This is a genomic window from Streptomyces cavernae (assembly GCF_004023625.1).
Classification (GTDB): Bacteria; Actinomycetota; Actinomycetes; order Streptomycetales; family Streptomycetaceae; genus Streptomyces; species Streptomyces cavernae.
Window position 1 is genome coordinate 540,093 of sequence record NZ_RPDJ01000001.1, and the last position, 21,178, is coordinate 561,270.

18 protein-coding genes and 2 pseudogenes are annotated in these 21,178 nt (G+C 70.1%); 15 read left to right on the forward strand and 5 right to left on the reverse strand.

Translation table 11 applies throughout. From position 1 onward, the window contains the following. The first annotated feature begins 20 nt into the window (after positions 1–20). Positions 21–893 (forward strand): TauD/TfdA dioxygenase family protein, encoded by an 873-nt coding sequence (locus tag EF387_RS12375; protein WP_128376537.1) that lies wholly within the window; start codon positions 21–23, stop codon positions 891–893. Positions 894–962: 69 nt separating this feature from the next. Here the strand turns inward: EF387_RS12375 and EF387_RS12380 are convergent, their stop codons facing one another. The 5 genes and pseudogenes from EF387_RS12380 to EF387_RS12415 all read right to left on the reverse strand — a co-directional run. Then, positions 963–1,613, reverse strand: a complete 651-nt coding sequence (locus tag EF387_RS12380) for a SpcZ (RefSeq protein ID WP_128376538.1) — start codon at positions 1,611–1,613, stop codon at positions 963–965. A gap of 926 nt (positions 1,614–2,539) precedes the next feature. Further along, positions 2,540–3,478: a glycoside hydrolase family 32 protein gene (locus EF387_RS12395; protein ID WP_128376540.1), complete on the reverse strand. Its 939-nt coding sequence runs from the start codon at positions 3,476–3,478 to the stop codon at positions 2,540–2,542. Between the two features lie 101 nt (positions 3,479–3,579). Further along, positions 3,580–5,460: an ABC transporter permease gene (locus tag EF387_RS48250; protein ID WP_238431471.1), complete on the reverse strand. Its 1,881-nt coding sequence runs from the start codon at positions 5,458–5,460 to the stop codon at positions 3,580–3,582. A 204-nt stretch (positions 5,461–5,664) separates the two neighbouring features. Next, positions 5,665–6,087 (reverse strand): extracellular solute-binding protein, encoded by a 423-nt coding sequence (locus tag EF387_RS12410; RefSeq protein WP_238431472.1) that lies wholly within the window; start codon positions 6,085–6,087, stop codon positions 5,665–5,667. A gap of 177 nt (positions 6,088–6,264) precedes the next feature. Next, positions 6,265–6,567 (reverse strand): annotated as a pseudogene (locus EF387_RS12415) (substrate-binding domain-containing protein); the annotation flags it as partial. Here EF387_RS12415 and EF387_RS12420 point away from each other — a divergent pair. From EF387_RS12420 to EF387_RS12485, 14 genes and pseudogenes are all read left to right on the forward strand, one after another. Beyond that, positions 6,539–7,291, forward strand: coding sequence for an amylo-alpha-1,6-glucosidase (locus tag EF387_RS12420; protein ID WP_238431484.1), 753 nt, complete (start codon positions 6,539–6,541; stop codon positions 7,289–7,291). The pseudogene EF387_RS12415 and the gene EF387_RS12420 overlap by 29 nt on opposite strands. A gap of 321 nt (positions 7,292–7,612) precedes the next feature. After that, positions 7,613–7,919 (forward strand): annotated as a pseudogene (locus EF387_RS48255) (aldo/keto reductase); the annotation flags it as partial. 235 nt (positions 7,920–8,154) lie between these two features. Further along, positions 8,155–9,012: an ABC transporter ATP-binding protein gene (locus EF387_RS12430; protein ID WP_128376542.1), complete on the forward strand. Its 858-nt coding sequence runs from the start codon at positions 8,155–8,157 to the stop codon at positions 9,010–9,012. Then, on the forward strand, positions 9,009–9,821 hold the full coding sequence (locus EF387_RS12435) for an ABC transporter ATP-binding protein (protein ID WP_202918219.1): 813 nt from the start codon (positions 9,009–9,011) through the stop codon (positions 9,819–9,821). Before EF387_RS12430 ends, EF387_RS12435 begins: the two co-directional genes overlap by 4 nt. After that, the gene (locus EF387_RS12440) at positions 9,821–10,711 is read left to right on the forward strand and encodes a branched-chain amino acid ABC transporter permease (RefSeq protein WP_128376544.1); all 891 of its coding nucleotides are present in this window, start codon (positions 9,821–9,823) and stop codon (positions 10,709–10,711) included. Before EF387_RS12435 ends, EF387_RS12440 begins: the two co-directional genes overlap by 1 nt. Then, positions 10,704–11,801: a branched-chain amino acid ABC transporter permease gene (locus tag EF387_RS12445; protein ID WP_338058108.1), complete on the forward strand. Its 1,098-nt coding sequence runs from the start codon at positions 10,704–10,706 to the stop codon at positions 11,799–11,801. The genes EF387_RS12440 and EF387_RS12445 overlap by 8 nt, the downstream gene beginning before the upstream one ends. Positions 11,802–11,911: 110 nt before the next feature. Further along, positions 11,912–13,156, forward strand: a complete 1,245-nt coding sequence (locus EF387_RS12450; protein WP_128376545.1) for an ABC transporter substrate-binding protein — start codon at positions 11,912–11,914, stop codon at positions 13,154–13,156. Positions 13,157–13,265: 109 nt separating this feature from the next. Then, positions 13,266–13,922 carry a TetR/AcrR family transcriptional regulator gene (locus tag EF387_RS12455; RefSeq protein ID WP_128376546.1) on the forward strand — a complete coding sequence of 219 codons (657 nt, stop codon included), beginning with the start codon at positions 13,266–13,268 and terminating at the stop codon, positions 13,920–13,922. Positions 13,923–14,128: 206 nt separating this feature from the next. Continuing rightward, a complete protein-coding gene (locus EF387_RS12460; protein ID WP_128376547.1) occupies positions 14,129–14,893 on the forward strand; it encodes an SDR family NAD(P)-dependent oxidoreductase in 765 nt (254 codons plus the stop codon). A 64-nt stretch (positions 14,894–14,957) separates the two neighbouring features. Then, a complete protein-coding gene (locus EF387_RS12465) occupies positions 14,958–15,722 on the forward strand; it encodes a crotonase/enoyl-CoA hydratase family protein (protein WP_128376548.1) in 765 nt (254 codons plus the stop codon). Positions 15,723–15,729: 7 nt separating this feature from the next. Further along, positions 15,730–16,920 (forward strand): CaiB/BaiF CoA transferase family protein, encoded by a 1,191-nt coding sequence (locus EF387_RS12470; RefSeq protein ID WP_128376549.1) that lies wholly within the window; start codon positions 15,730–15,732, stop codon positions 16,918–16,920. Between the two features lie 64 nt (positions 16,921–16,984). Beyond that, positions 16,985–18,748, forward strand: a complete 1,764-nt coding sequence (locus EF387_RS12475; RefSeq protein ID WP_128376550.1) for a class I adenylate-forming enzyme family protein — start codon at positions 16,985–16,987, stop codon at positions 18,746–18,748. Position 18,749: 1 nt separating this feature from the next. Continuing rightward, positions 18,750–19,919 carry a thiolase family protein gene (locus tag EF387_RS12480; RefSeq protein WP_128376551.1) on the forward strand — a complete coding sequence of 390 codons (1,170 nt, stop codon included), beginning with the start codon at positions 18,750–18,752 and terminating at the stop codon, positions 19,917–19,919. Positions 19,920–19,995: 76 nt separating this feature from the next. Further along, positions 19,996–21,141, forward strand: coding sequence for an acyl-CoA dehydrogenase family protein (locus EF387_RS12485; RefSeq protein WP_128376552.1), 1,146 nt, complete (start codon positions 19,996–19,998; stop codon positions 21,139–21,141). The last annotated feature ends 37 nt before the right edge of the window (positions 21,142–21,178 follow it).

Sequence of the window (21,178 nt, forward strand, 5' to 3'; positions counted from 1 at the left end):
CCCCTCTGGAGGACGTGCTCATGGAGCCATACGAACGCCAAGCGCTGGAAGCGGTGACCACGCGTCCCGTGCACCCCTACCGCACGCTCACGGTCGAACGGATCACCCCTGTTCTGGGCGCGGAGGTCTCGGGCGTCGACCTGTCGAAGGAGATCCCGGAGGAGCAACTGGACGAGATTCGCACCGCGTTCCTCGATCACCACGTCCTCGTCTTCCGCGACCAGACGATCACCGTCGAAGACCACAAGCGGTTCGCCGCCGCCTTCGGCGAGCTGCGTCCCGTCAACCCGCCGCCGCCCGAGGGCGACCCCTACATCCTGGAGATCCGCACGACGCCGGCCGCGGCGAACGTGGCGGGCAACGGCTGGCACGCCGACGGCACCGCCGACGCCGAACCGTCGCTGGGATCGATGCTGTACATCACCGAGATCCCCGAGCCGGGCTGCGGCGGTGACACCCTCTTCGCCAACATGCACCTGGCCTACGAGATGCTCTCGCCGGCCATGCGCTCCCTGCTGGACCCGCTCACCGCCGTCCACGACGGCGCCCAGGCCCTGGGGGGCTACACCCCGCCCGCGGACTACGTCATCCCCAAGAGCGAGCACCCGCTCGTCGCCCGCCATCCCGAGACCGACCGCAGGCTGCTCTACGTCAACAAGGCCTACACCAGCCGCATCCCGCAGCTCTCCGCCCAGGAGAGCCAGGCCCTGCTGGACATGCTCTTCGACACCGTCGCCCACAGGCCGATCCTGCACTGCCGCGTCCGCTGGACCCCGGGCACCCTGGTCTTCTGGGACAACCGCTGTGTCCAGCACCACGCGACCTACGACTACTACCCCTACGCCCGCTACGGCCGGCGCGTCGCCATCAACGGCGGCCCGGTCAAGGGCTGACGGCGCGACCGGGTGAGGCGTCGTGCATGAACCGTGGGATCCGCGCATGACGCCTCACCGGTCACCTGCTCACGCCGTGGCGCGCCGCACCGCGTCGGCGAGGCCGTCCCGAAGGCGCCCCCGGGCCTCCTGGGCGGCCGGCCCGTCGGTGCCGGCCGGTCCCGCGTACGCGGCGATCCAGGCTTGCACCACGGCGAAGGGCCAGGCGCGGGCATAAGCCTCCGCATCCCTGGCAGCAAAGGCCATGGCGTACGCGGCAGCGTTCGCGATCGCGTTGGCCTCGGCGTGAACGCGCTCGCTCACCTCGGTGTTCATGCGCGCATAGGTCTCACCGTAGCGTTCGGCCTCGTCCTCGGACCAACCGCGCGAGCGCGCGAAGGAGGCCGCGGCCGACGAAGCCCGGGTGTATACCTCTTCGCGGGGATAGGCCAGCCGGTACACCTCGCGCAACGCCGGTTCCAGCACCGCCGACCAGAGGCCCTCGCCGATCGGTTCACCGGCTGCCGCGCGTGCGTGCACTGCGCACAAGTCGTCATGCGGGGCAGCGTCCACGCCGCGCCGGGCCACCGCCTCACCGATCAGATCCGCCACCGCACCGGCATGCCAGTGGTGGACGGCGACGAAGGGCACCTCAGCAGGGGAGTGCGCCGGCCCGTCCTGGCCACCCGCTGGATCAGCGAGTGCCTCGCGGACCTGGTCCAGCCAGCTGGGTACCGACATGGGCGGAAGGGCTTTTGGCGGGACAGGCGGTTCGGTCGTCAACACAGCCTCCGGCTCGTGGCTCCTCGTTCCGGAACCAACAGAATCATCAGACTGCACATTCTGCCGTCCCGTCCAATGCCGTGCCTTGAATGGGGCAAGCGGTTTCCGGCGACGTCGGGGCCCTGAGGTGCCGTGCTGCCGCGACGAGGCCGACGCCGTCCTGCCGCCCACGTGCCGGACACCTCGGGCACCGGGAAAAGTGGCGGCTGACGCTGTATGCCCTGGCCTGCTGGGGTATTGCCCCACCGGTGGTCGTGGCCGACGCCGGATGCCCTGACCGCATCGGTCCGTGCCGGAAGGCGGCGCGACCCACGGCCGCCCGTCGCGCCGTCTTCCGGCACGCCAGGCCCATACGCTGCTGCCGATCCCCGCCAACAGCGGCAGGAGCAGGCAGATCACAGCGTCCGTACGCGACTCCTCCCTGCGGTGGGTGCAACAACCGCGGTGCCGATGGCCAGCCGCGCGCAGAGGCGTGGCAGGTGCGGCGGTGCCGCCGACCTGGCCCGGCGATCCGCTCGGCGGTGTGGCTCAACACCGCTTCAGGGACAGTGCGCACCCTGTCACTTGACATTGGGGGACTCAAGAACGGGTGCAGTGATGGTTCGGGTGCAAGTTGAGGAGGATCAGATAGTGGCCCGACTGCCCTGGCGTCTGGCCCTTGCCGCCGCGAGACGGACTCTGCGCGTGCCAGCAGACCAGGTGACGGCCATACGCGTCGAACCGTCCTGGTGGCGGGCCTTGCGGGGCGGGCCGGGCCGCGGCTGCCGCTTCCGCCCGGCACGGTGGTGTGCCGGGGAGCTGAAGCATGCGAAGGGCCGGGACTTCGTCGCACTGATCCAAGACGAGCCCGCCCTCGTGGTCGACCTGGAGCATTGGCGCAGTCCCTACGCTCGCTTGGCGCTGACCGTGCGCGACCCGTATGGGCAGCCGCCTCGCTGCGGCAGTACGCAAGGAGCTGAGTACGGATGCGTGAAGTCCCGGCCTGCACCTGAGCGTGGCGGCCTGTAACCGACAACCTCGCGCTGATGCGGCTCGACGGCTGGGTTCGGCTGAGGGTCGTGGCCGAATCGACGCCGCCGGATGGGACCTTCGGTTACGGCCCCCGCGTAACGGCAGTGCTCAGCGACGCGTCCGGATGTGGCTGCCGGTGATCGGGCGAGTACAGGCCCGCGCCCGCTGCCCGCCGGGAGGTATTGGGGGCATTCCCAGCCTTCGCCGGTGTCCAGGCCACTGCCGGCGATGGGCTCCGGTTCGCGGGCGGTGAAGGGCCCGAGGTAGGTCCAGGTCTCCAGGTCGGGTGATGCGTAGAGCAGGGCAGCTCCGCGGCCGTCGGCGAGGGCGGCGCCGACCAGCATGCGCCAGCCGTCCGTGTGCTGCCAGACGTAGAGGTCGCGCCACATCGTGCAGCCCTCTGGCGGTTCGGGGATGAGCAGTTGGCCGCGGGAGCGGAAGGTGCGGCCGCCGTCGCGGGAGCCGGCGGTGGTGATGGGCTGGTGGCGGGGGTGGCGGTCTTGGCGATAGGCGGAGTAGAAGGCGATCAGCCGGTCGCCGTCGGAGACGGCGTTGCCGGAGAAGCAGCCGTCGGCGTCCACACCGTTCGGGGTCGGTGACAAGGCGATCGGCAGCGGCTCCCAGGTGAGCAGATCGGTGCTGCGGAAGTGGCCCCAGTGCATGTGCGCATGGGTGGCGCCGTGCGGGTTGTACTGGTGGAACACGTGGTAGTAGCCGTCGTGGAAGACGAGCCCGTTGGGGTCGTTGATCCAGTTGCGGGGCGGTCGCAGATGCGCGACGGGCCGGTGCGGGTCACGGGGCGCGGTGGACACAGGTGTGCCTTTCGGTGGCGCAGGCAGCATGCGGAGACGGTCGGCGGTCCGCGGGCTCTTGCCGACGGCGGGTGCGCGTCGCGGACGACGTCGGTGGTGGGTTATTCCTTGACGGCTCCGGCGTTGGCGCCCTGGACGAAGTACCGCTGGAAGCAGAAGAACAGCGGGGCGACGGGGCTGGTGGCCAGCAGGGCCGCTGCCAGCTTCAGGGGGTACTGGGTGCCTTGGCCCAGGCTGCCGGAGACGAAGCGGGCCAGGCCCGTGGTGAGGGTTTCGTACTGGCTGGACTGGGTGGCGACGAGGAGGTTGGTGAACTCGTTCCAGGAGCCCTGGAAGGACAGGATGGTCAGGGTGATCAGGGCGGGGCGGGCCATAGGCAGCACGATCGACCAGAAGGTGCGGAAGACGCCGGAGCCGTCCATCTTCGCGGCCTCTTCGACTTCGCGGGGGATGGATTCGAAGAACTGCTTCATGATGAAGATGCCGACGGTGTCCACGAGCAGTGGCAGGATCATGGCGGCGTAGGTGTCGAACAGCCCGAAGGTATTCAGGACCAGGAACTTCGGGATCAGCAGGGCCACGGGCGGCACCGCCAGGATGGCGATGACGAAGCCGAACAGCAGCCTGCGGCCTGGGAAGTTGAGCCGGGCGAGCGCGTAGCCGGCCATCGAGTCGAACAGCACGCGTCCGGCCGTGACGGTGACCGACAGGAACACGGAGTTGCCCAGCCAGCGGAAGAAGGGCACCGCCTCGCCGGACTGGCTCAGTCCGAACAGCCGCTGGTAGGCGGCGGTGGTGGGGGTGGTGGGTATCAGCCCGAGGGGGTGCGCGGCCGCATCCGGGTCCGTTTTGAAGCCGGTGACCAACTGCAGGATGAACGGGAACAGGTACAGCAGGCCGATCGCGATCACGGTCGTGTAGCCGAGGATGCGCAGTGCAAGGGGGAACCGTTCCAGCACCGGGCGCCCTTGTGCCCGGGCGGCGGCCTTGGCGTTCATCGGTTCCTCCGGGTTCGGGGGGTGCGCTCGCGCAGCAGGAAACGCTGGGCGACGGTGAAGGCGAGGATGATGATCAGCAGGACGAAGGCGATGGCCGCGCCCTGGCCGAAGCTGGCGTCGTCGAAGGCGCTGGAGTAGGACAGGTAGGCCGGGGTCAGGGTGGTGTTGCCAGGAGCGCCGCCGCTCATGACGTAGACCTGGTCGAAGACCTGCCAGGTTGGCGATGAGGCCGAGGGTAACCACGAGGAAGATGACCGGCCGCAGCGCGGGCAGGATCACGTGGCGCAGCATCTGCAGGCGGCTGACGCCTTCGATGGCGGCGGCCTCTTCCAGTTCGCGCGGGATGCCCTGGAGGGCGGCGAGGAAGATCAGCATGAAGGTGCCGGAGGTCGTCCACACCGCGAGCGTGATGATCACGCACATGGCGACGGACGGCCCGGACAGCCAGTCGAACCAGGACAGGCCCATCACGGAGTGGTCGGCGAGGAAGCCCGAGGGATGGTCCGGGTCGACGATGCCCAGCGCACCGAGCAGCAGGGAGAGCACTCCGCGGGGGTCGTTGAACCAGCTGGGGCCTTTCACTCCGATCCAGGACAGTGCGGTGTTGACGGCGCCGCTGCCCTGGAACAGGAAGAGGAAGACCGTGGAGACCGCGATGGAGCTGGTCACGGAGGGGAAGAAGAACGCGGTGCGCAGGGCGCCGCGGGCGCGCAGGATCCGCTGGTTGACGATCAGTGCCAGCACCAGGGCGAGGATCGTCTGGATCGGTACGGTCAGCAGCACGTAGTAGGCGTTGTTGCGCAGTGAGGTGGCGAACAGGGTGCGGTCCAGGCCGTCCTGGGTGAACAGGGACCGGTAGTTGTCGAGCCCCACGAACTTCGCCTGGCCGGTGAAGGGGTTGGACTGGCCGTCCCAGTTCAGCAGGCTCACCCACAGCGCCATGAAGATCGGCAGGACGAAGAACAGGCCGAGGATGATCACCATGGGGCTGACGAACAGCCAGCCCCAGGGGCCTTCGCCGCGGCGCCCCCCACGCGGGGCGGGCTTGATGAGGGACGCCGCGGCCGGGCCGGACCCGCCGGGCGTGTCAGGGGCGCCCGGCGAGTCGGCCGTACGGGGACCCCCGCCCGCGCGGGAGCGCGAGTTCGGGCGAGGGGTCTGTGACGTAGGCGAGGACATGGGGGGGGCTCAGTCGCCCTTCGTCAGGGCCTGCTCGCCGTTGCGCTGCAGGTCGCCGAGGATCTTCTTCGGGTCAGCGGTGCCCAGCGAGGTGAGGTCGGTGTTGAACTGGGTGAGCACCTTGTCGAAGCCGGCGACCGTCACCGGGCCCTGCGCGTAGGCCGTGCCGTCCGCCCATGCCTTGGCCGTGGAGTACTTCTTCGCGTACTCGGCGAGCGCGCTGGTGCGGGAGGGCATCACGCCGAAGGCGTCCGCGTTCTTCAACTGCTGGGTGGCGGAGGTCAGGTACTTGACCAGGTCCACTGCCGCGGCCCGGTGGGCGCTGTCCTGGGCCACGCCCCAGCACTGGCTGAAGGCGAGGGTGCCCTTGCCGGCCGGTCCGGCGGGCAGCGGGACCACCGTGTACTTCACGTCCGGGAAGTCGGCCTTCATGGCGCCGGTGAGCCAGTCAACGGTTGTGCATTGCTTCCTCCGAGGGTTACGGGGTGGTACCTGCGGCTCCGCCCGGGCACACGAAGGCGTGGGCCAGGGGTGTGGGGGTGGAGGAGGGAAAGGCGTCTTCAGTGGCGTGGGGCCGGCCGGGAGCGGAAAGGCCCGGCCGGGTGGGGCTCAGGGGGTGGCGGACAGCGGTGAGGTGGCGCTGTCGCGCACGATCAGGGACGGCTCCAGCAGGAGCCGCTCGGGCGGCGCGTCCGGGGTGGCGATCCGTGCCAGCAGCAGGCGTACGCATTCCCGGCCGACGTCCTCCAAGGGCTGGGCGATCGAGGACAGGCCGGGCGAGAGGAGTTCCGCGGTCGGCGAGTCGTCGAAGCCGACCACCGCGACATCCCGGCCGGGAGCGGCGCCCCGCTCGCGCAGCATCTGGTAACAGCCCAGCGCCAGCATGTCGCTGGCCGAGATTCGCGCCTTCGGCCGCCCGGGGGCCGAGGACTGGGAGGCATGGGCCGAGCAACTCGCCGCCCGCTTCCGCGACCGCTTCTGGGTATCCGACGAACACGGCCGCCACCCGGCCGTCGCCCTCGACGGCGACGGCAAGCCCGTCGACTCGGTCACCTCCGGCTTCGGCCACCTCCTCGGCACGGGACTGCTCAACGCCGAGGAGAGCGCGCTGCTCGCGGCCCGGATCGCCGCACCCGACCTGGACGCAGGCCACGGCCTGCGCACGCTGAGCAGCGACGCGGTGGGCTTCAACCCGTATGGCTATCATGTCGGCTCGATCTGGCCGCACGACACGGCGATCGCTGTACATGGCCTGATCAGGGCAGGATTCCCGGAGGCCGCGGCCTCACTGGCGGCTGGCCTGCTGAGCGCGTCGACGGCGTTCGAGGCCCGTCTTCCCGAGCTCTTCGCCGGGCACGGTGCCGAGGGAAGCCAGCTCCCGGCCCCCTATCCGGCGTCCTGTCGGCCGCAGGCGTGGGCGGCCACCTCCTCGGTCCTCGTGCTCCAAGCTGCCCTCGGCCTGAAAGCGGACGTCCCGGGTGGCAGGATCACCGTGAACCCGACCTTCGCTCCGAAGTACGGACCGCTGACGATCACCGGGCTCCAAGCCGGCGGAGGCCAACTGGACATCACGCTGGCAGCGGACGGATCGGTGAAGGTGACAGCACCCGAGGGGTTGGCCCTGGTCACATCCTGATGCCGGACCATCCGGTGTTGCCCAACGGCCGACAGGCGGGTACGGCCGGCGCACGGTCCTTGTCCCGATGCCCGACGTTCCCGCCGCGCGAGCGACGAGAGGCCGCGGCCGGGGCCACGGTCACCGGGCCGAGGCCCGCGGCGAGCCGCGGGTGAAACACATCGGCTGGGCGATCTGGAGGTCTCCCGAATCGGTCTGGGGCCGATGTCGATGTCCCATGCCTGTGCCGGGGACAGCACAGATGATGCGGAGTCGATCCGTACGTCCACCGGGCACTCGACCTGGGCGTCACCTTCATCGACACCACTGAGGTCTACGGCCCTGCCGGCGCTGTGGGAGCTGGGCATCGGGTTCGTGCCCCACTCGCCGCTGGGCCACGGCTTCCTAACCGGGCAGATCCGGTCAGACCGACGACTTCGACGACACCGGCTGGCGCAAGAACAACCCGCGCTTCACCGGCGAGAACTTCCAGCGCAACCTGCGCCTGGCCGACGAGGTCAGGGCGGTCGCCGACGAGGTCGGTGCCACACCTGCGCGGGTGGCTCTGGCCTGACTGCTCGCCCAGGGCGACGACATCGCCCCCATCCCCGGCACCAAGCGCGTCGAGCGGGTCGAGGAGAACAGCGCCCGCCGACCTCGTCGCGCGTTGGGGGCGGTCAGGTAACACGATGAAGACCCCTCGTCTTCTGACCGACCGAGATTTTTATCGAACGATCGTTTAAAAGCGCACCGACCCTTCTGTCCAGGGGGAACCGGTGACCTCGTAGCCCTCCACCCCGCGTCGTCTCAAGCGATCATGTGCAGGGACCTTGACCGAGTGACGTGGCTCACTCTACGTTCGCGCTGGCCTTAACGAACGATCGATGAGTGACGTTGGGTGTTGCTTCGGGGCGGCAAGGGAGGCCGAAGTGCTCGAAATCGATGGACTCGTCGTCCGGTACGGCGCGCGCTCACCCGTTCTGCGGGGGGTGTCCTTGGACGTCGGCGGCAGCGGCGTCGTCGCGCTCCTCGGCAGCAACGGCGCCGGCAAGACGACGCTCATGCGCGCCGTCTCCGGCACGCTCGGCCTGTACGGCGGCGGGGTCACCGAAGGCTCCGTCCGGTTCCAGGACGAACGGATCACCGGTGCGGACACGGCCCGCACCGTGGCGCGCGGGCTCGTGCAGGTACCGGAAGGACGGCACATCTTCGCCGGTCTGACGGTGGAGGAAAATCTGAACGCCGGTGCGCTCACCGTGCGGTCGTCGGCGGCGCGTGAGCGCACACGCCGTCGGATGTACGAACTCTTCCCGCGGCTCGCCGAGCGGCGACGCGCCCGTGGCGGGACGCTGTCCGGCGGCGAGCAGCAAATGCTGGCCATCGCCCGGGCGTTGATGGCGCAGCCGAGACTCCTGCTTCTCGACGAGCCGTCCCTCGGCCTCGCGCCGCGGCTGGTGCATCTCGTGGGCGAGACCATCCGCGAGATCAGCCGGGAGGGGGTCCCCGTCCTGCTGGTGGAGCAGAACGCGGCGATGGCCCTGTCGGTCGCCGACTCGGCCTGTGTGCTCGACCTCGGCCGGGTCGTGCTGAGCGGACCGACGGACGAACTGTCGCAGAGCGACGATGTGCGCCGCCTCTACCTGGGCGCGGACGCGCACGCCGGCCAGGGCGCCGGCGGATCCGCCCCGCGGCCCGGGGCCGGAACCGGAAAGACGCCGACGCTGAGCAGGTGGTCCGGATGACGACGACTCACGGAGCACCGGAACTGCGTGTCGAGGACGTGAGCGTGATGTTCAGCGGTTTGCGCGCGCTTGACGGTGTGTCATTCACCGTGCGGCCCGGAACGATCCATGCCGTCATCGGTCCCAACGGTGCTGGGAAGACGACGCTGCTCAATGCCCTGTCGGGGATCTACCGTGTCGCCTCGGGCCGCATCATGGTGGACGGTCAGGAGGTGACGGGCCTGCGTCCGGACCGGGTGGTACGGAGGGGGGTCGCCCGCACCTTCCAGAACATCGTCGTGTCACCGGTCGAGTCCACACTCGACAACCTCATGGTCGGCCGGCATCGGCTGACGCGGTCCGGCATCGCCGCGACGGCACTGGGACTGGGCCGCGGTGAACAGCGTGTCCACGAAGCGCGGGTGCGTGACATAGCGGAGTTCGCCGGCTTGTCCGGTGTTCTGGACCGCCCGGCGGCGAGCCTCGCGTACGGAGATCTCAAGCGCCTGGAGTTCGCGCGGGCGCTGTGCCTGGAGCCGCGGCTGCTCATCCTCGACGAACCGGTCGCCGGGATGAATACCGCGGAGAGCGCGGAACTCGCCCGGCTCGTCTCCGCGGCACGTGACGCGCTCGGTCTGACCGTGGTGTTCGTCGAGCACGACATGGGAGTGGTCATGTCGATCGCCGACCGCATCACCGTTCTCGACTTCGGCAAGGTCGTCACGGACGGCACGCCGGAACACGTAAGACAGCATCCGGAAGTGATCAGCGCCTATCTGGGAGCGCCCATGGAATCCGGAAACGACCAGGTGGCGGAGAGGTTGTCGTGATGACTCGCGGAGTCGAAATCCTGCTGAGCGGTCTGTCTTTGGGGTTGTTGTACGCCCTGATCGCGCTGGGCTTCGTCATTGTCTTCAAGGCGACCCGCACGGTGAACTTCGCGCACGCCTCGTTTGTGCTCTTCGGTGTGTGGGTGGTGGCGCAGACCAGCCCGCACATCGGTTTCGCGGCCGCCGTGGCGCTCGGCCTGGTCGCGGCCGGGACGCTGGGGCTGGCGGTGGAGCGACTCCTGCTGTCCCGGGTCGACGGCCGCAAGCATGACGCGTTGGCGATCCTCACCATCGGGGTCAACGTGGTGCTCACTGCGGAACTGAGCTGGCGCATCGGGGAGCGCGTGCTGCCACTCGGCGCTCCCTGGGACGGACATGTGGTCCACTTCGGCTCAGTGGTACTGCCCTTGTCCGTGATCATCACGATCATCACCGTGCCGCTGCTGATCGCCGGTCTCGCTGCGTGCCTCCGCCACACCGGCTGGGGCCTGGCCATGCGCGCCTCGATCGAGGACCGGGAGGGCGCGGCGCTCGCCGGTGTCCGGCTGAAGCGGGTCTCGGCAGGTGCCTGGGTGACGGCCGGCGTCCTCGCCGTCGCGGCCGGCATCGGTCTCGCGTCGTTCCCCAGCCCTGGCGTGGCCGTGAGTACCGGGACCGCGGCCATCAAGGCGCTCCCCGCCGCGATCATCGGTGGCCTCGACTCGCTCGGCGGGGCGATCGTCGGCGGCCTGGTCATCGGCATCGCCGAGGTGACCGTCGCCGAGTACCAGGCCTCCCTCTCCTTCCTCGGGCGCGGGCTTGGGGACGTCGTGGCCTACGTGATCATGATCTGCATTCTGCTGTGGCGGCCCTCGGGCCTGTTCGGCGCGAAGGAGGTCAGCCGTGCCTGAGACGTCCCGGCTTCGCATGGCAGGGCGTGTGCCGGCCCTGTGCGCGCTGACCGCCGCCCTGGTGGTCCTCCTGGCACTGCCCCTGTATGTCTCCGCGTTCTGGCTGAACATGGGCCTGTTCGCGATGGCGGCCGCGGTCGGCGCGATCGGCCTCACCATCCTGCTCGGCGCGGCGGGACAGTTGTCCCTGGGACACGCCTTCTTCGTCGCCGTCGGCACATACGGCTATGCCTTCTTGGCCGGAGAGAGCGGCGGCGGGGTGTCCGGTCTGGGCCTTCCCCCGCTTCTCGCCGCAGTACTGGCCGTCCTGCTGGCGGGCGTCTGCGGCCTGCTGTTCAGCCCGGTCTCCAGCCGCCTGCGAGGCATCTACCTGGGCATCGCCTCCCTGGGCCTGGTGTTCCTCGGCCACCATCTGCTGCAGAACATGAAGCCGGTGACCGGCGGCTTCGAGGGCCGGACCGTCGTGCCGCTGTCGATCGGCGGGTTCTCCTTCTCCGACCAGGCGGACGTCACCGTCCTGGGCGTTCCGTTCGGTGCCGCCGAGAGCCAGTGGTATCTGTTCCTCGTCGTCACCGGCGGGGCGGCGCTGCTCGGCCGGAACGTCCTGCGCGGCCGGCCCGGCAGGGCGCTGAGGCTCATGAGGGACAGCGAGATCGGCGCGAGCGCCATGGGCGTCGACATACGACGCACCAAGGCAGCCGTCTTCGTACTGTCGTCGATGTATGCCGGCGCTGCCGGTGTGCTCACGGCACTGGCCTTCCAGCGCACCGTCCCCGACTACTTCAGCCTCCACCTGTCGATCAACTATCTGCTGATGGTCATCCTGGGCGGCCTCGGATCCGTGGGTGGCGCGATCGCCGGTGCGGTCTTCGTCGTGACGCTGCCCCTGCTGTTCTCCCGCTACGCGGATTCCCTGCCGTTCGTCACCGGAGCCGGCGGGCAGGGACTTGACGGGTCGACAGCGGCACAGTTCGTGTACGGCGCGGTCGTCATCGTGACCGTGATCGTCCAGCCGGGCGGTCTGGCGGCGCTGGCCGGCGCCGTTCGACCTCTACGAAGCCGCCGCCCGGCCGAGGCCTCCACTCCCTGAACCCGCGCTCCGCAGCCGTCCGTCGCCTCAGACACTCCAGGCCCGCTCCCCACCTTGCCGGACGTGTGCTGTCAACCACCTCATCCGCTTCTCAACGAGGAGACACACCGATGCACAAATCGCGCACACTCGGCCTGGCGGCCGTGGCTCTGGCCTCAGCGCTGGCGGTTGCCGGATGCTCCACCAAGGCCGAAAGGGCAGGGACCTCCTCCGCCGCGCCCGGCGTCAGCGACTCCACCATCAAGCTCGGGGTGCTGATGGACCTGTCGGGCCCGTTCGCGGGCACCGGCAAGACGATCCTCGACGCGAGCAACGTCGCCGTGAAGGAGATCAACGCGGCAGGCGGTGTCTGCGACCGGAAGCTGGCACTCGTCACCCGCGACCACGGCTACGACCCACAGAAGGCCGTCGCCGCGTACGACGAGATGGATCCGCAGGTCCTCGGCTATCTGAACATCCTCGGCACACCGGTCGTCACGGCGCTGCGGGACAAGATCGAGGCGAAGGACGAACTCGCCGGCCTGACCACGTTCGCGTCGACCCTGCTGGGGGACAAGCACCTGATCGTCCTGGGCGCCACGTACGACATCCAGACGATCAACGGCCTGGACTGGCTCGTGAGGAAGGGCGAACTGCGCAGCGGCGATTCCGTCGGGCATATCTACCTCCAGGGAGAAATCGGCGAGAACAGCCTGCGGGGCAGCAAGTTCGCTGCGGGGAAGCTGGGGCTGAAGATCGTCGGCCAGCAGATCGACCCCACCGCAACCGACCTCACCAGCCAGGTCAACGCGCTCAAGTCGGCGAAGGTCAAGGCGATCCAGGTCGACTCGACGCCCAAGCAGGCGGCTTCGGTGGCGGCAGTGGCGCAGGCGGCCGGCATGGAGGTACCGATCATGGGCGGGGTGTCGACCTTCGCCACCAGCCTGCTCACGACGTCTGCGGCACCCGCGCTCACCGAGCACTACACCAGGCTCTCCGGGCTGGGCGCCCTCGGCGCGGACACCGCCGCCGCTCGCAAGCTGGCCGCTGCCTGGACGGACCAGTACGGCAAGGCGCCGGAGGCCAGCAGCGGAGTCGTCCACGCCTACGCCATGACCAAGCTGTACGCCGAGATACTCGGCAAGACCTGCGAGGACCTCACCCGCCCGGGCCTGCTCAAGGCCCGCAGCGCCGTCACCGACTTCACGCTGCCCGGTCTGCTCCCGCCCCAGGACTTCTCCGATCCCGCTGAGCCGAGTTCGCGCGAGGCCCAGGTGCTGGGTGTGGACAAGGACGTCTTCGCCGGAGTCAAACCACTCGGTGACTTCTTCGCATCGGACCTGGCGAAGGAGTACAAGGTTCCGTCGGCCGGATGACACTGGGGACCGTGCCCGGCGGGCCGGCGGCGGCGGTGCGCCGGCCCTCGGCTCGGCATGGCAGGGGGCGGCTGTATCGATCGTTCGTTCGTTCTGGGAGGCTGGGTCCATGGATGCGACAAGGGGCAAAGTGGCGGGCAAGAGCGCCAAGGCGGCGGACAACGGTCCCTCCGGCCTCCGGGGGAACGGCCGGGACGCCATCATGGACGCCGCACGGGACGTCTTCGCGGAGCGTGGCTACTTCGGCGCCTCCATCCGTGACATCGCCAAGCGGGCCGACATGAGTCTGTCCGCCCTCTATTACTACTACTCCGGCAAGGCGGAGCTCTTCCACGCCCTGATCGAGGACTCGCTCGACGACTACTTCCGTCACTGCGAGAAGGAACTGGCGCAGGCCGGTGACGACCCCGCCGCGCGGCTGGCCGCCCTGGTCACAGTGACGGTCGACTACCGGGTCAGGCGGCGGGTCGAGAGTCTGCTGACCCTCCAGGAACTCCGTTACCTCGAACCCGAGTACCGCAACCCCATCATCGAAAGGCGACACGCAGTATCGGGACTCTTCCAGAAGGCCATCGACGACGGCTTGGCCGGCGGAGTCTTCCGGACCCGGCACCCGGACGACGCCCGCCGGGCGGTCATGGCCATGTGCAACGCCGTCGCCCAGTGGTACGACCCGTCCGGCGACCTCGGGACGGCGCAGCTGTGCGACCGGTACGTGCGGCTGGCGTTCGCATTGGTCGGGCACGGCGAGGCGCCGGCCCGGTAGGTCGCCCGCACTTTTCGTCGCGGTCATTGACAGTGTGTGAGACAGCGGCCTAACTTAACGATCGTTCGACAAGTACCTCCTCTCCATCGGCTGCGGTCCCGACCGCAAGGGCCGTGGCCCGCGGCCCGGCGTACGACGGCAGTCGCCGAGCCTTCGCGGCGCCGGGGGCGGCAGATCCGACACCGACTCGACCGACTGGAGTGTCCATGCAGACCAGCGGAATATCCGCAGTGGTGACCGGCGGCGCGTCGGGGCTCGGCCTGGCGACGGCGCGGCGGCTGCTCAAGGCCGGCGCCCGCGTCACCATCGCGGACCTGCCCTCCTCGGACGGCGACCGCGTCGTCCGCGACCTCGGCCCCGAGGCCGTCTTCGTCCCCGCCGACGTGACGAGCACCGAGGACATGACCGCTGTCCTCGACACCGCCGAGCGGACAGGAGCGCTGCGCGCGGTCGTCCACTGCGCGGGCCGCGGCGGTCCGCTCCGCGTGGTCAACAAGGACGGCACCGCTGGCGATCTCGACCATTTCCGCGCCGTGGTCGACGTCAACCTGATCGGCACCTTCAACGTGCTCCGGCTCGCCGCCGCCCGCATGGCCCACAACGAACCACTCGACGGCGACCGCGGAGTGGTTGTCATGACGGCGTCGGTCGCGGCGTTCGAGGGGCAGATCGGACAGACCCCGTACGCGGCGTCGAAAGCCGGAGTGGCCGGCCTCACCGTGTGTGCGGCCCGGGATCTGGCGAGCAGGAGCATCCGGGTCGTCACCATCGCACCCGGCTTGTTCGACACACCGATGCTCGGCAGGAGGCCGAAGGAGAAGCTCGACGCGCTCGCCGCCGCGGTGCCGCACCCGCCGCGCCTCGGCGCGGCGGACGAGTACGCACAACTCGCCCTGCACATCATCGAAAACCCGATGCTCAACGGAGAGACCATCCGCCTCGACGGCGCCATCCGCCTGGCCCCGCGTTGAAGGCCGGCGCTCAACCGCTACTCCCCAACCGCGACCACCGCTTGGCCACCGTAAAGGAGCTGCCGTGGCAGACGAAGTACTGGTCGAGTACGGCGACGGCATCGCCGTCATCACCATCAACCGGCCCGAGTCCCGCAACGCGGTCAACCGCGCCGTCGCCGAGGCCATCGCAGCCGCGCTGGACGACCTGGACGAGCGTGACGACCTCGCGGTCGGCATCCTCACCGGCGCCGGCGGCACCTTCTGCGCGGGCATGGACCTCAAGGCATTCCTGCGCGGCGAGCGTCCCCATGTGGCGGGACGCGGTTTCGCCGGCATCTCGGAGGCCCCGCCGCGCAAGCCGCTGATCGCCGCCGTCGAGGGCTACGCCGTGGCAGGCGGATGCGAGATCGCCCTCGCCAGTGATCTGGTCGTCGCCGCCGAGGACGCCAAGTTCGGGCTGCCCGAGGTCAAGCGCGGACTGGTGGCGGTGGGCGGGGGACTGCTGCGGCTGCCGGGACGGGTCCCGTACCAGATCGCGATGGAACTCGCTCTCACCGGCGACGTCCTCACCGCGGACCGGGCGTACCACTACGGGCTGGTCAACCGGCTCACCCCGCCCGGCGGCGCGCTGAAGGAGGCGAGGCTGCTGGCCTCCACCATCGCCGCCAACGGTCCGCTCGCCGTACAGGTCACCAAACGTGTCCTCGTGGAGTCTCCCGGCTGGCCACGGGACGAGCTGTTCGACCGTCAAAGGCCGATCACCGCGCTGGTGTTCAACTCGGATGACGCTCGGGAAGGCGCGTCGGCCTTCACCGAAAAGCGCGCTCCCGTCTGGCGAGGCCGGTGAGCGGCCGGTGAACGAAGAACAAGAACAAGGACATGCGAACGGCGCCGTGCCCCATGCGGCTCCGGGGCCGCTCACCGGGCTGCGGGTCGTCGAGCTAGGGGGCATCGGGCCGGGGCCGTTCTGTGCGATGCTCCTCGCCGATGCCGGCGCGGACGTGATCCGTGTCGAGCGCCCGTCGGACGAGGCCGGCAGGCCCGATCCCGTCCTGCACCGGGGCCGGCGCTCGGCCGCCATCGACCTCAAGCACCCGGAAGGCGTTGGCGCCGTCCTCGACCTGGTGGCGGATGCCGACGTCCTCCTGGAGGGCTTCCGGCCGGGCGTGGCCGAACGGCTCGGCGTGGGACCCGGCCCGTGCCTGGACCGCAATCCGCGCCTGGTTTACGGACGGATGACGGGATTCGGGCAGGACGGGCCGCTCGCGCCGCGGGCCGGGCACGACATCAACTACATCGCCCTGTCGGGGGCCCTGGGGGCCATCGGACCGGCCGACGGTCCGCCGGTCCTGCCGCTCAACCTGCTCGGCGACTTCGGCGGCGGTGGCGCACTGCTCGCCTTCGGTGTGCTGTGCGCGGTCGTGCAGGCACGCGCCTCCGGGAAAGGCCAGGTCGTGGACGCCGCGATGGTGGACGGGTCGGCTCAGCTGCTGGCCATGGTCTACAGCCGTCTGCACCAGGGGCGGTGGACCGACCACCGGGGCGTCAACTACCTGGACGGTACAGCCCCGTTCTACGGCGTCTACCGCTGCCGCGACGGCGAGTACATCGCGGTCGGCGCGATCGAGGCGCCCTTCTACGCCACCCTCCTGGAACGGCTCGGCCTGGCCGCGGATGTCGACTTCACCGGGCAGTGGGACCGTTCCCGCTGGCCGGTCATGCGGCGGCGCCTGGCGGAGGTCTTCGCCGCCCGGATTCGCGACGACTGGGCCGCCGTGTTCGCCGACGCCGACGCGTGCGTCACCCCCGTGCTGTCGCTGGAGGAGGCACCGCGCCATCGTCACAACGCGGCACGCGGCACCTTCTTCACCGACGGCACGGGAGTCCTCCAGCCCGCCCCGGCCCCCCGGTTCGGCTCCTCCACCCCTCGCCGGCCCGCCCGGCCGGCCCCCCTTCCGGGCGAGCACACAGCACAGGTCCTCGCCGAGACGGGCCGGAGCCCCGAGCAGATCAAGAGGCTTTTCGACGCGGGGGTCGTGCGATGAGCCGGCGTACCGCGCGAAAGCCCTGCATGGCCGGGCGCAGGCCGGCGCGTGAAGGGAGCGGCACATGACCGACTACTGGCCCGCGGGACTGCCTCGCCGCCTCGACTACCCCGATGTCCCGCTCGGCGCGGTGCTCGCCGGCTCGGCCCGCCGCTACCGCGACCGGGCGGCCGTGCGCGACGGCGACCAGGTTCTCACCTTCACCGGCCTGTACGAACAGGCTGCCGCGTTCGCAGGCGGCCTCAGGGCGCGCGGCATACGGCAGGGTGACGTGGTCGCCCTTCACCTGCCGAACACCCTGTGGTTCGCCGTGGCCTACTACGGCATCATGCTCGCCGGCGCGACAGCCTGCCCGGCCAACCCCGCCCAGCCGGCCAAGGCCCTGCGCGCCCAGCTCGCCGACTGCTCCGCGGCAGCCGTGGTGACCCATCCGGAGCCGGCACCGGTGCTGGCCGAGGCGATCGACGGGCTGCCGGTCCGGCTGGTCGTCATCGTGCCGCCCAGCGAATCGGCCCCGGCCGACAGGCACGGTGACTGCGCGAAGCTCTTCGGGAAGGCGGGCACCGCCCTGGAGGCCCTCGTCGCAGGCCAGAGCACCCACCCGCCAGAGGTGCTGGTCCCCAGCGACTCCGTCGCCCAGTACGGGTACACCGGCGGAACCACCGGGGCACCCAAGGGAGTGCGCATACTGCACCGCAACATCGTCGGCAACTCCATCCAGGTCGCCTGCTGGCGCTCCGGGGCGGTCCCCGGGCTCGACAGCGAAGGCGGTGTGGTACTGACCCCCTTGGAGACCCCCGGCGATCACGCCCTTCCACTGGGCGGCTACGCCGCGCTGTGTGTCTCGCCCCTGTTCCACGCCCTTGGTCTGATCAGCCTCAACTTCTTCCTCCTGTGCGGCGCCACCACCATCCTGAGCGGCCGCTTCGATGCGGAGTCGTACCTGGAGCAGGTGGAACGACACCGGATCACGTACATCCCGGGCGCCCCGGCGCTCTGGCACGCCCTGCTGGCGACACCGGGCATCCGCACGCGGGACCTCAGTTCGGTCAAGGCCGTGGTGTCGGGCGGCGCCCCCATCGACACATACACGTTGGAGAAGTTGACAGAGGTCTTCCCCAACGCCGCCGTCATCGAGGGTTACGGCCTGACGGAGGCGACAGCAACCGTGTCCAGCGGCCCGATCGCGAAGGCCGGGCTGCGCAAGCCGGGCAGCCAGGGGCTTCCCCTGTTCGACACCGAGCTGGAGATCCGGGACCCGCTGCATCCCGGCCGGAAGGTGCCTCGGGGGGAGCACGGCGAGATCTGGGTGCGGGGCCCTCAGGTGGCCGCGGGCTACCTCGGCCGCCCGGAGGAGACCGCCGCGCAGTTCGTCGACGGCTGGCTGCGCACCGGCGACACCGGCCACCTCGACGCGGACGGCTTCCTGTACGTCTCCGGCAGGTCGAAGGACATGCTCATCTACAAGGGCTACAACGTGTACCCGCGCGAGCTGGAGGACATCCTCGGCGGACACCCGGCAGTGCTCCAGGCGTCGGTCGTCGGGAGGGCGGTGCCTGCCGTCGGCGAGGTCCCCGTCGCCTTCGTGGTCCCCGCCGCTGAGCCGCGTGCGATGGCCGAGGAGCTGATGGAGTACGTCGCGGAGCGCGTGACGCCGTACAAGCGGATCAGAGAGGTCCGTTTCGTCGAGGAACTTCCCCTGTCCCCGGCCGGAAAGGTGCTGAAAACCGAGCTCCGCCGCCTGGCCCGGACGACTCGGGGCCCGGGCGAACCCCCCTCGGGCACACACGAAACCGGTGCGCCGGACACAGCGGAAAGGCAGGTCTGACATGCGTGACGCGGTCATCGTGGACGCCGTCCGTACCCCCGTGGGCAAGCGGAACGGCTCGTTGAGCACTGTGCACCCGGTCGACCTGTCCGCCGTGGTGTTGCGCGCCCTCGCCGAACGCAACGATCTGGACCCGGCGTTGGTCGAGGACGTGCTGTGGGGCTGCGTCTCCCAGACCGGTGAGCAAGGCGGCTGCGTCGGCCGTTTCGCCGTTCTGGCCGCCGGATGGCCGGAGGAGGTGCCAGGCGTCACCATCGACCGGCAGTGCGGATCCTCGCAGCAGGCGGCGCAGTTCGCGGCCGCGGGAGTGATGAGCGGGCAGTACGACGTCGTGGTGGCGGGCGGCGTGGAGTCGATGAGCCGCGTTCCGCTGGGCTCCGGCCGCGAGCGGGGCCCCGGCGAACCCTTCGGCCCGGCCGTACGGGCACGGTACGGCGTCTCACGGTTCAGCCAGGGGCTGGGCGCGGAGGAGATCGCGCGGCGCTGGCGGCTGAGCCGGGAGCAACTCGACGCGCACAGTCTGCGGTCGCACGCCAAGGCGGCGGCCGCGATCGACGAGGGGCGGTTCAAGTCCCAGATCGTGCCGGTGGACGTGACGGATGAGGACGGTTCCGTACGGACCGTCGACACGGACGAGGGAGTACGGCGGGGCGGTACGGCCGCCACGATGGCGGCTCTGAAGCCCGCGTTCACCGAGGACGGCGTGGTCACGGCCGGCAACTCCTCGCAGATATCGGACGGTGCCTCGGCGCTGCTGGTCATGAGCGGCGAGAAGGCGCGTGAACTCGGCCTGCGCCCGATCGCCCGCTTCCACTCCTTCGCCGTCGTCGGAGTCGACCCCGTGACGATGCTGACCGGCCCCGTCCCGGCCACCGAGAAGGTCCTGAAGCGCGCCGGTCTGGGTATCGAGGACATCGGAGCCTTCGAGATCAACGAGGCGTTCGCCAGCGTGACCTGCGCCTGGCTCGCCGAGACCGGCGCCGATCCGGACCGGCTCAATCCCGACGGCGGAGCCATCGCGCTCGGCCACCCCCTCGGAGCCTCCGGCGCACGGCTGACCACGACCCTGCTCCACCACATGCGAGCCGCCGGCGTCCGCTACGGCCTGCAGTCCATGTGCGAGGGCGGCGGTATGGCGAACGCCACCGTCCTGGAACTCCTTCCCCGCTGAGCCCGAGCAGCCCGAGCAGCCCGAGCCATGGGGCGCGCTCGATAGGGCGCCCACAACCGAGGAGTGCGAAAAGCCAATGGAACCAGACGAGTTCGACGCCGTTCTGGCGGCGGTGCGGGCCTTCGTGCGCGAGAAGGTCGTCCCGCGCGAGAACGAGATCGAGGAGAAGGACGAGATCCCGGCGGACCTCCGCGAGAAGGCCGCCGCCATGGGCCTGTTCGGCTACGCGCTGCCCCAGGAGTACGGCGGGCTGGGCTTCTCCATGACGGAGGACGTACGCCTCTCCCTGGAGATCGGCTACACCACGCCCGCGTTCCGTTCGATGTTCAGCATCAACAACGGGGTCGCCGGCCAGCTCCTGGCGAGTTCCGGCACCGAGGAGCAGAAGCGGCGCTATCTGCCGCGGATGGCCGCCGGAGAGTTGATCGCGGCGTTCACGCTCACGGAGGCGGAGGCGGGCTCGGACCCCAGCGGAATCAGGACCCGTGCCGTACGCGACGGGGACGGCTACGTCCTGAACGGCAGCAAGCGGTTCATCACCAATGCCCCGCTCGCCGGCGTCTTCATGGTGTTCGCCCGCACTGGGCCCCAGAGCACGGGCGCCGAGGGGATCTCCGCCTTCGCCGTCGACGCGGACAGCCCCGGCGTCACCGTGGGACCGAGGGACCACAAGATGGGCCAGTCGGGGGCCTTGAGCGCGGAGGTCTTCTTCGACGACGTACGCCTTCCGGCGAGTGCGCTCGTCGGAGGACGCGAGGAAGAGGGATTCCGTACCGCCATGCGGTCGCTGGCGAGGGGACGTCTGAGCGTCGCGGCGATGTGTGTGGGGCTGGCCGGGCGCATCCTGGACGAAAGCGTGGCGCACGCCTCGGTCACCCGGCAGGGCGGACGTCCCATCGGCGAGTTCCAGCTCGTCCAGGCCATGCTCGCCGAGTCGCACGCCGAGATGTACGCGGCCCGCGCCATGGTGCTGGAGGCGGCCCGCGCGTACGACTCGGGCGAGGACCGCAGGCTCGCGCCGTCCTCCACGAAACTGTTCTGCAGCGAGATGGTGGGCCGGGTGGCCGACCGTGCCGTCCAGATACACGGGGGCATGGGCTACATGCGCCACGTTCCCGTCGAGCGCTTCTACCGGGACGTGCGACTGTTCCGCATCTACGAGGGGACGAGCGAGATCCAGAAGCTCATCGTGGGCAGGCAGTTGCTGCGGGAGCACGCGTGACGGGCGGCGCGGGCGGCCCCATGAGCGAGGCGTGCGA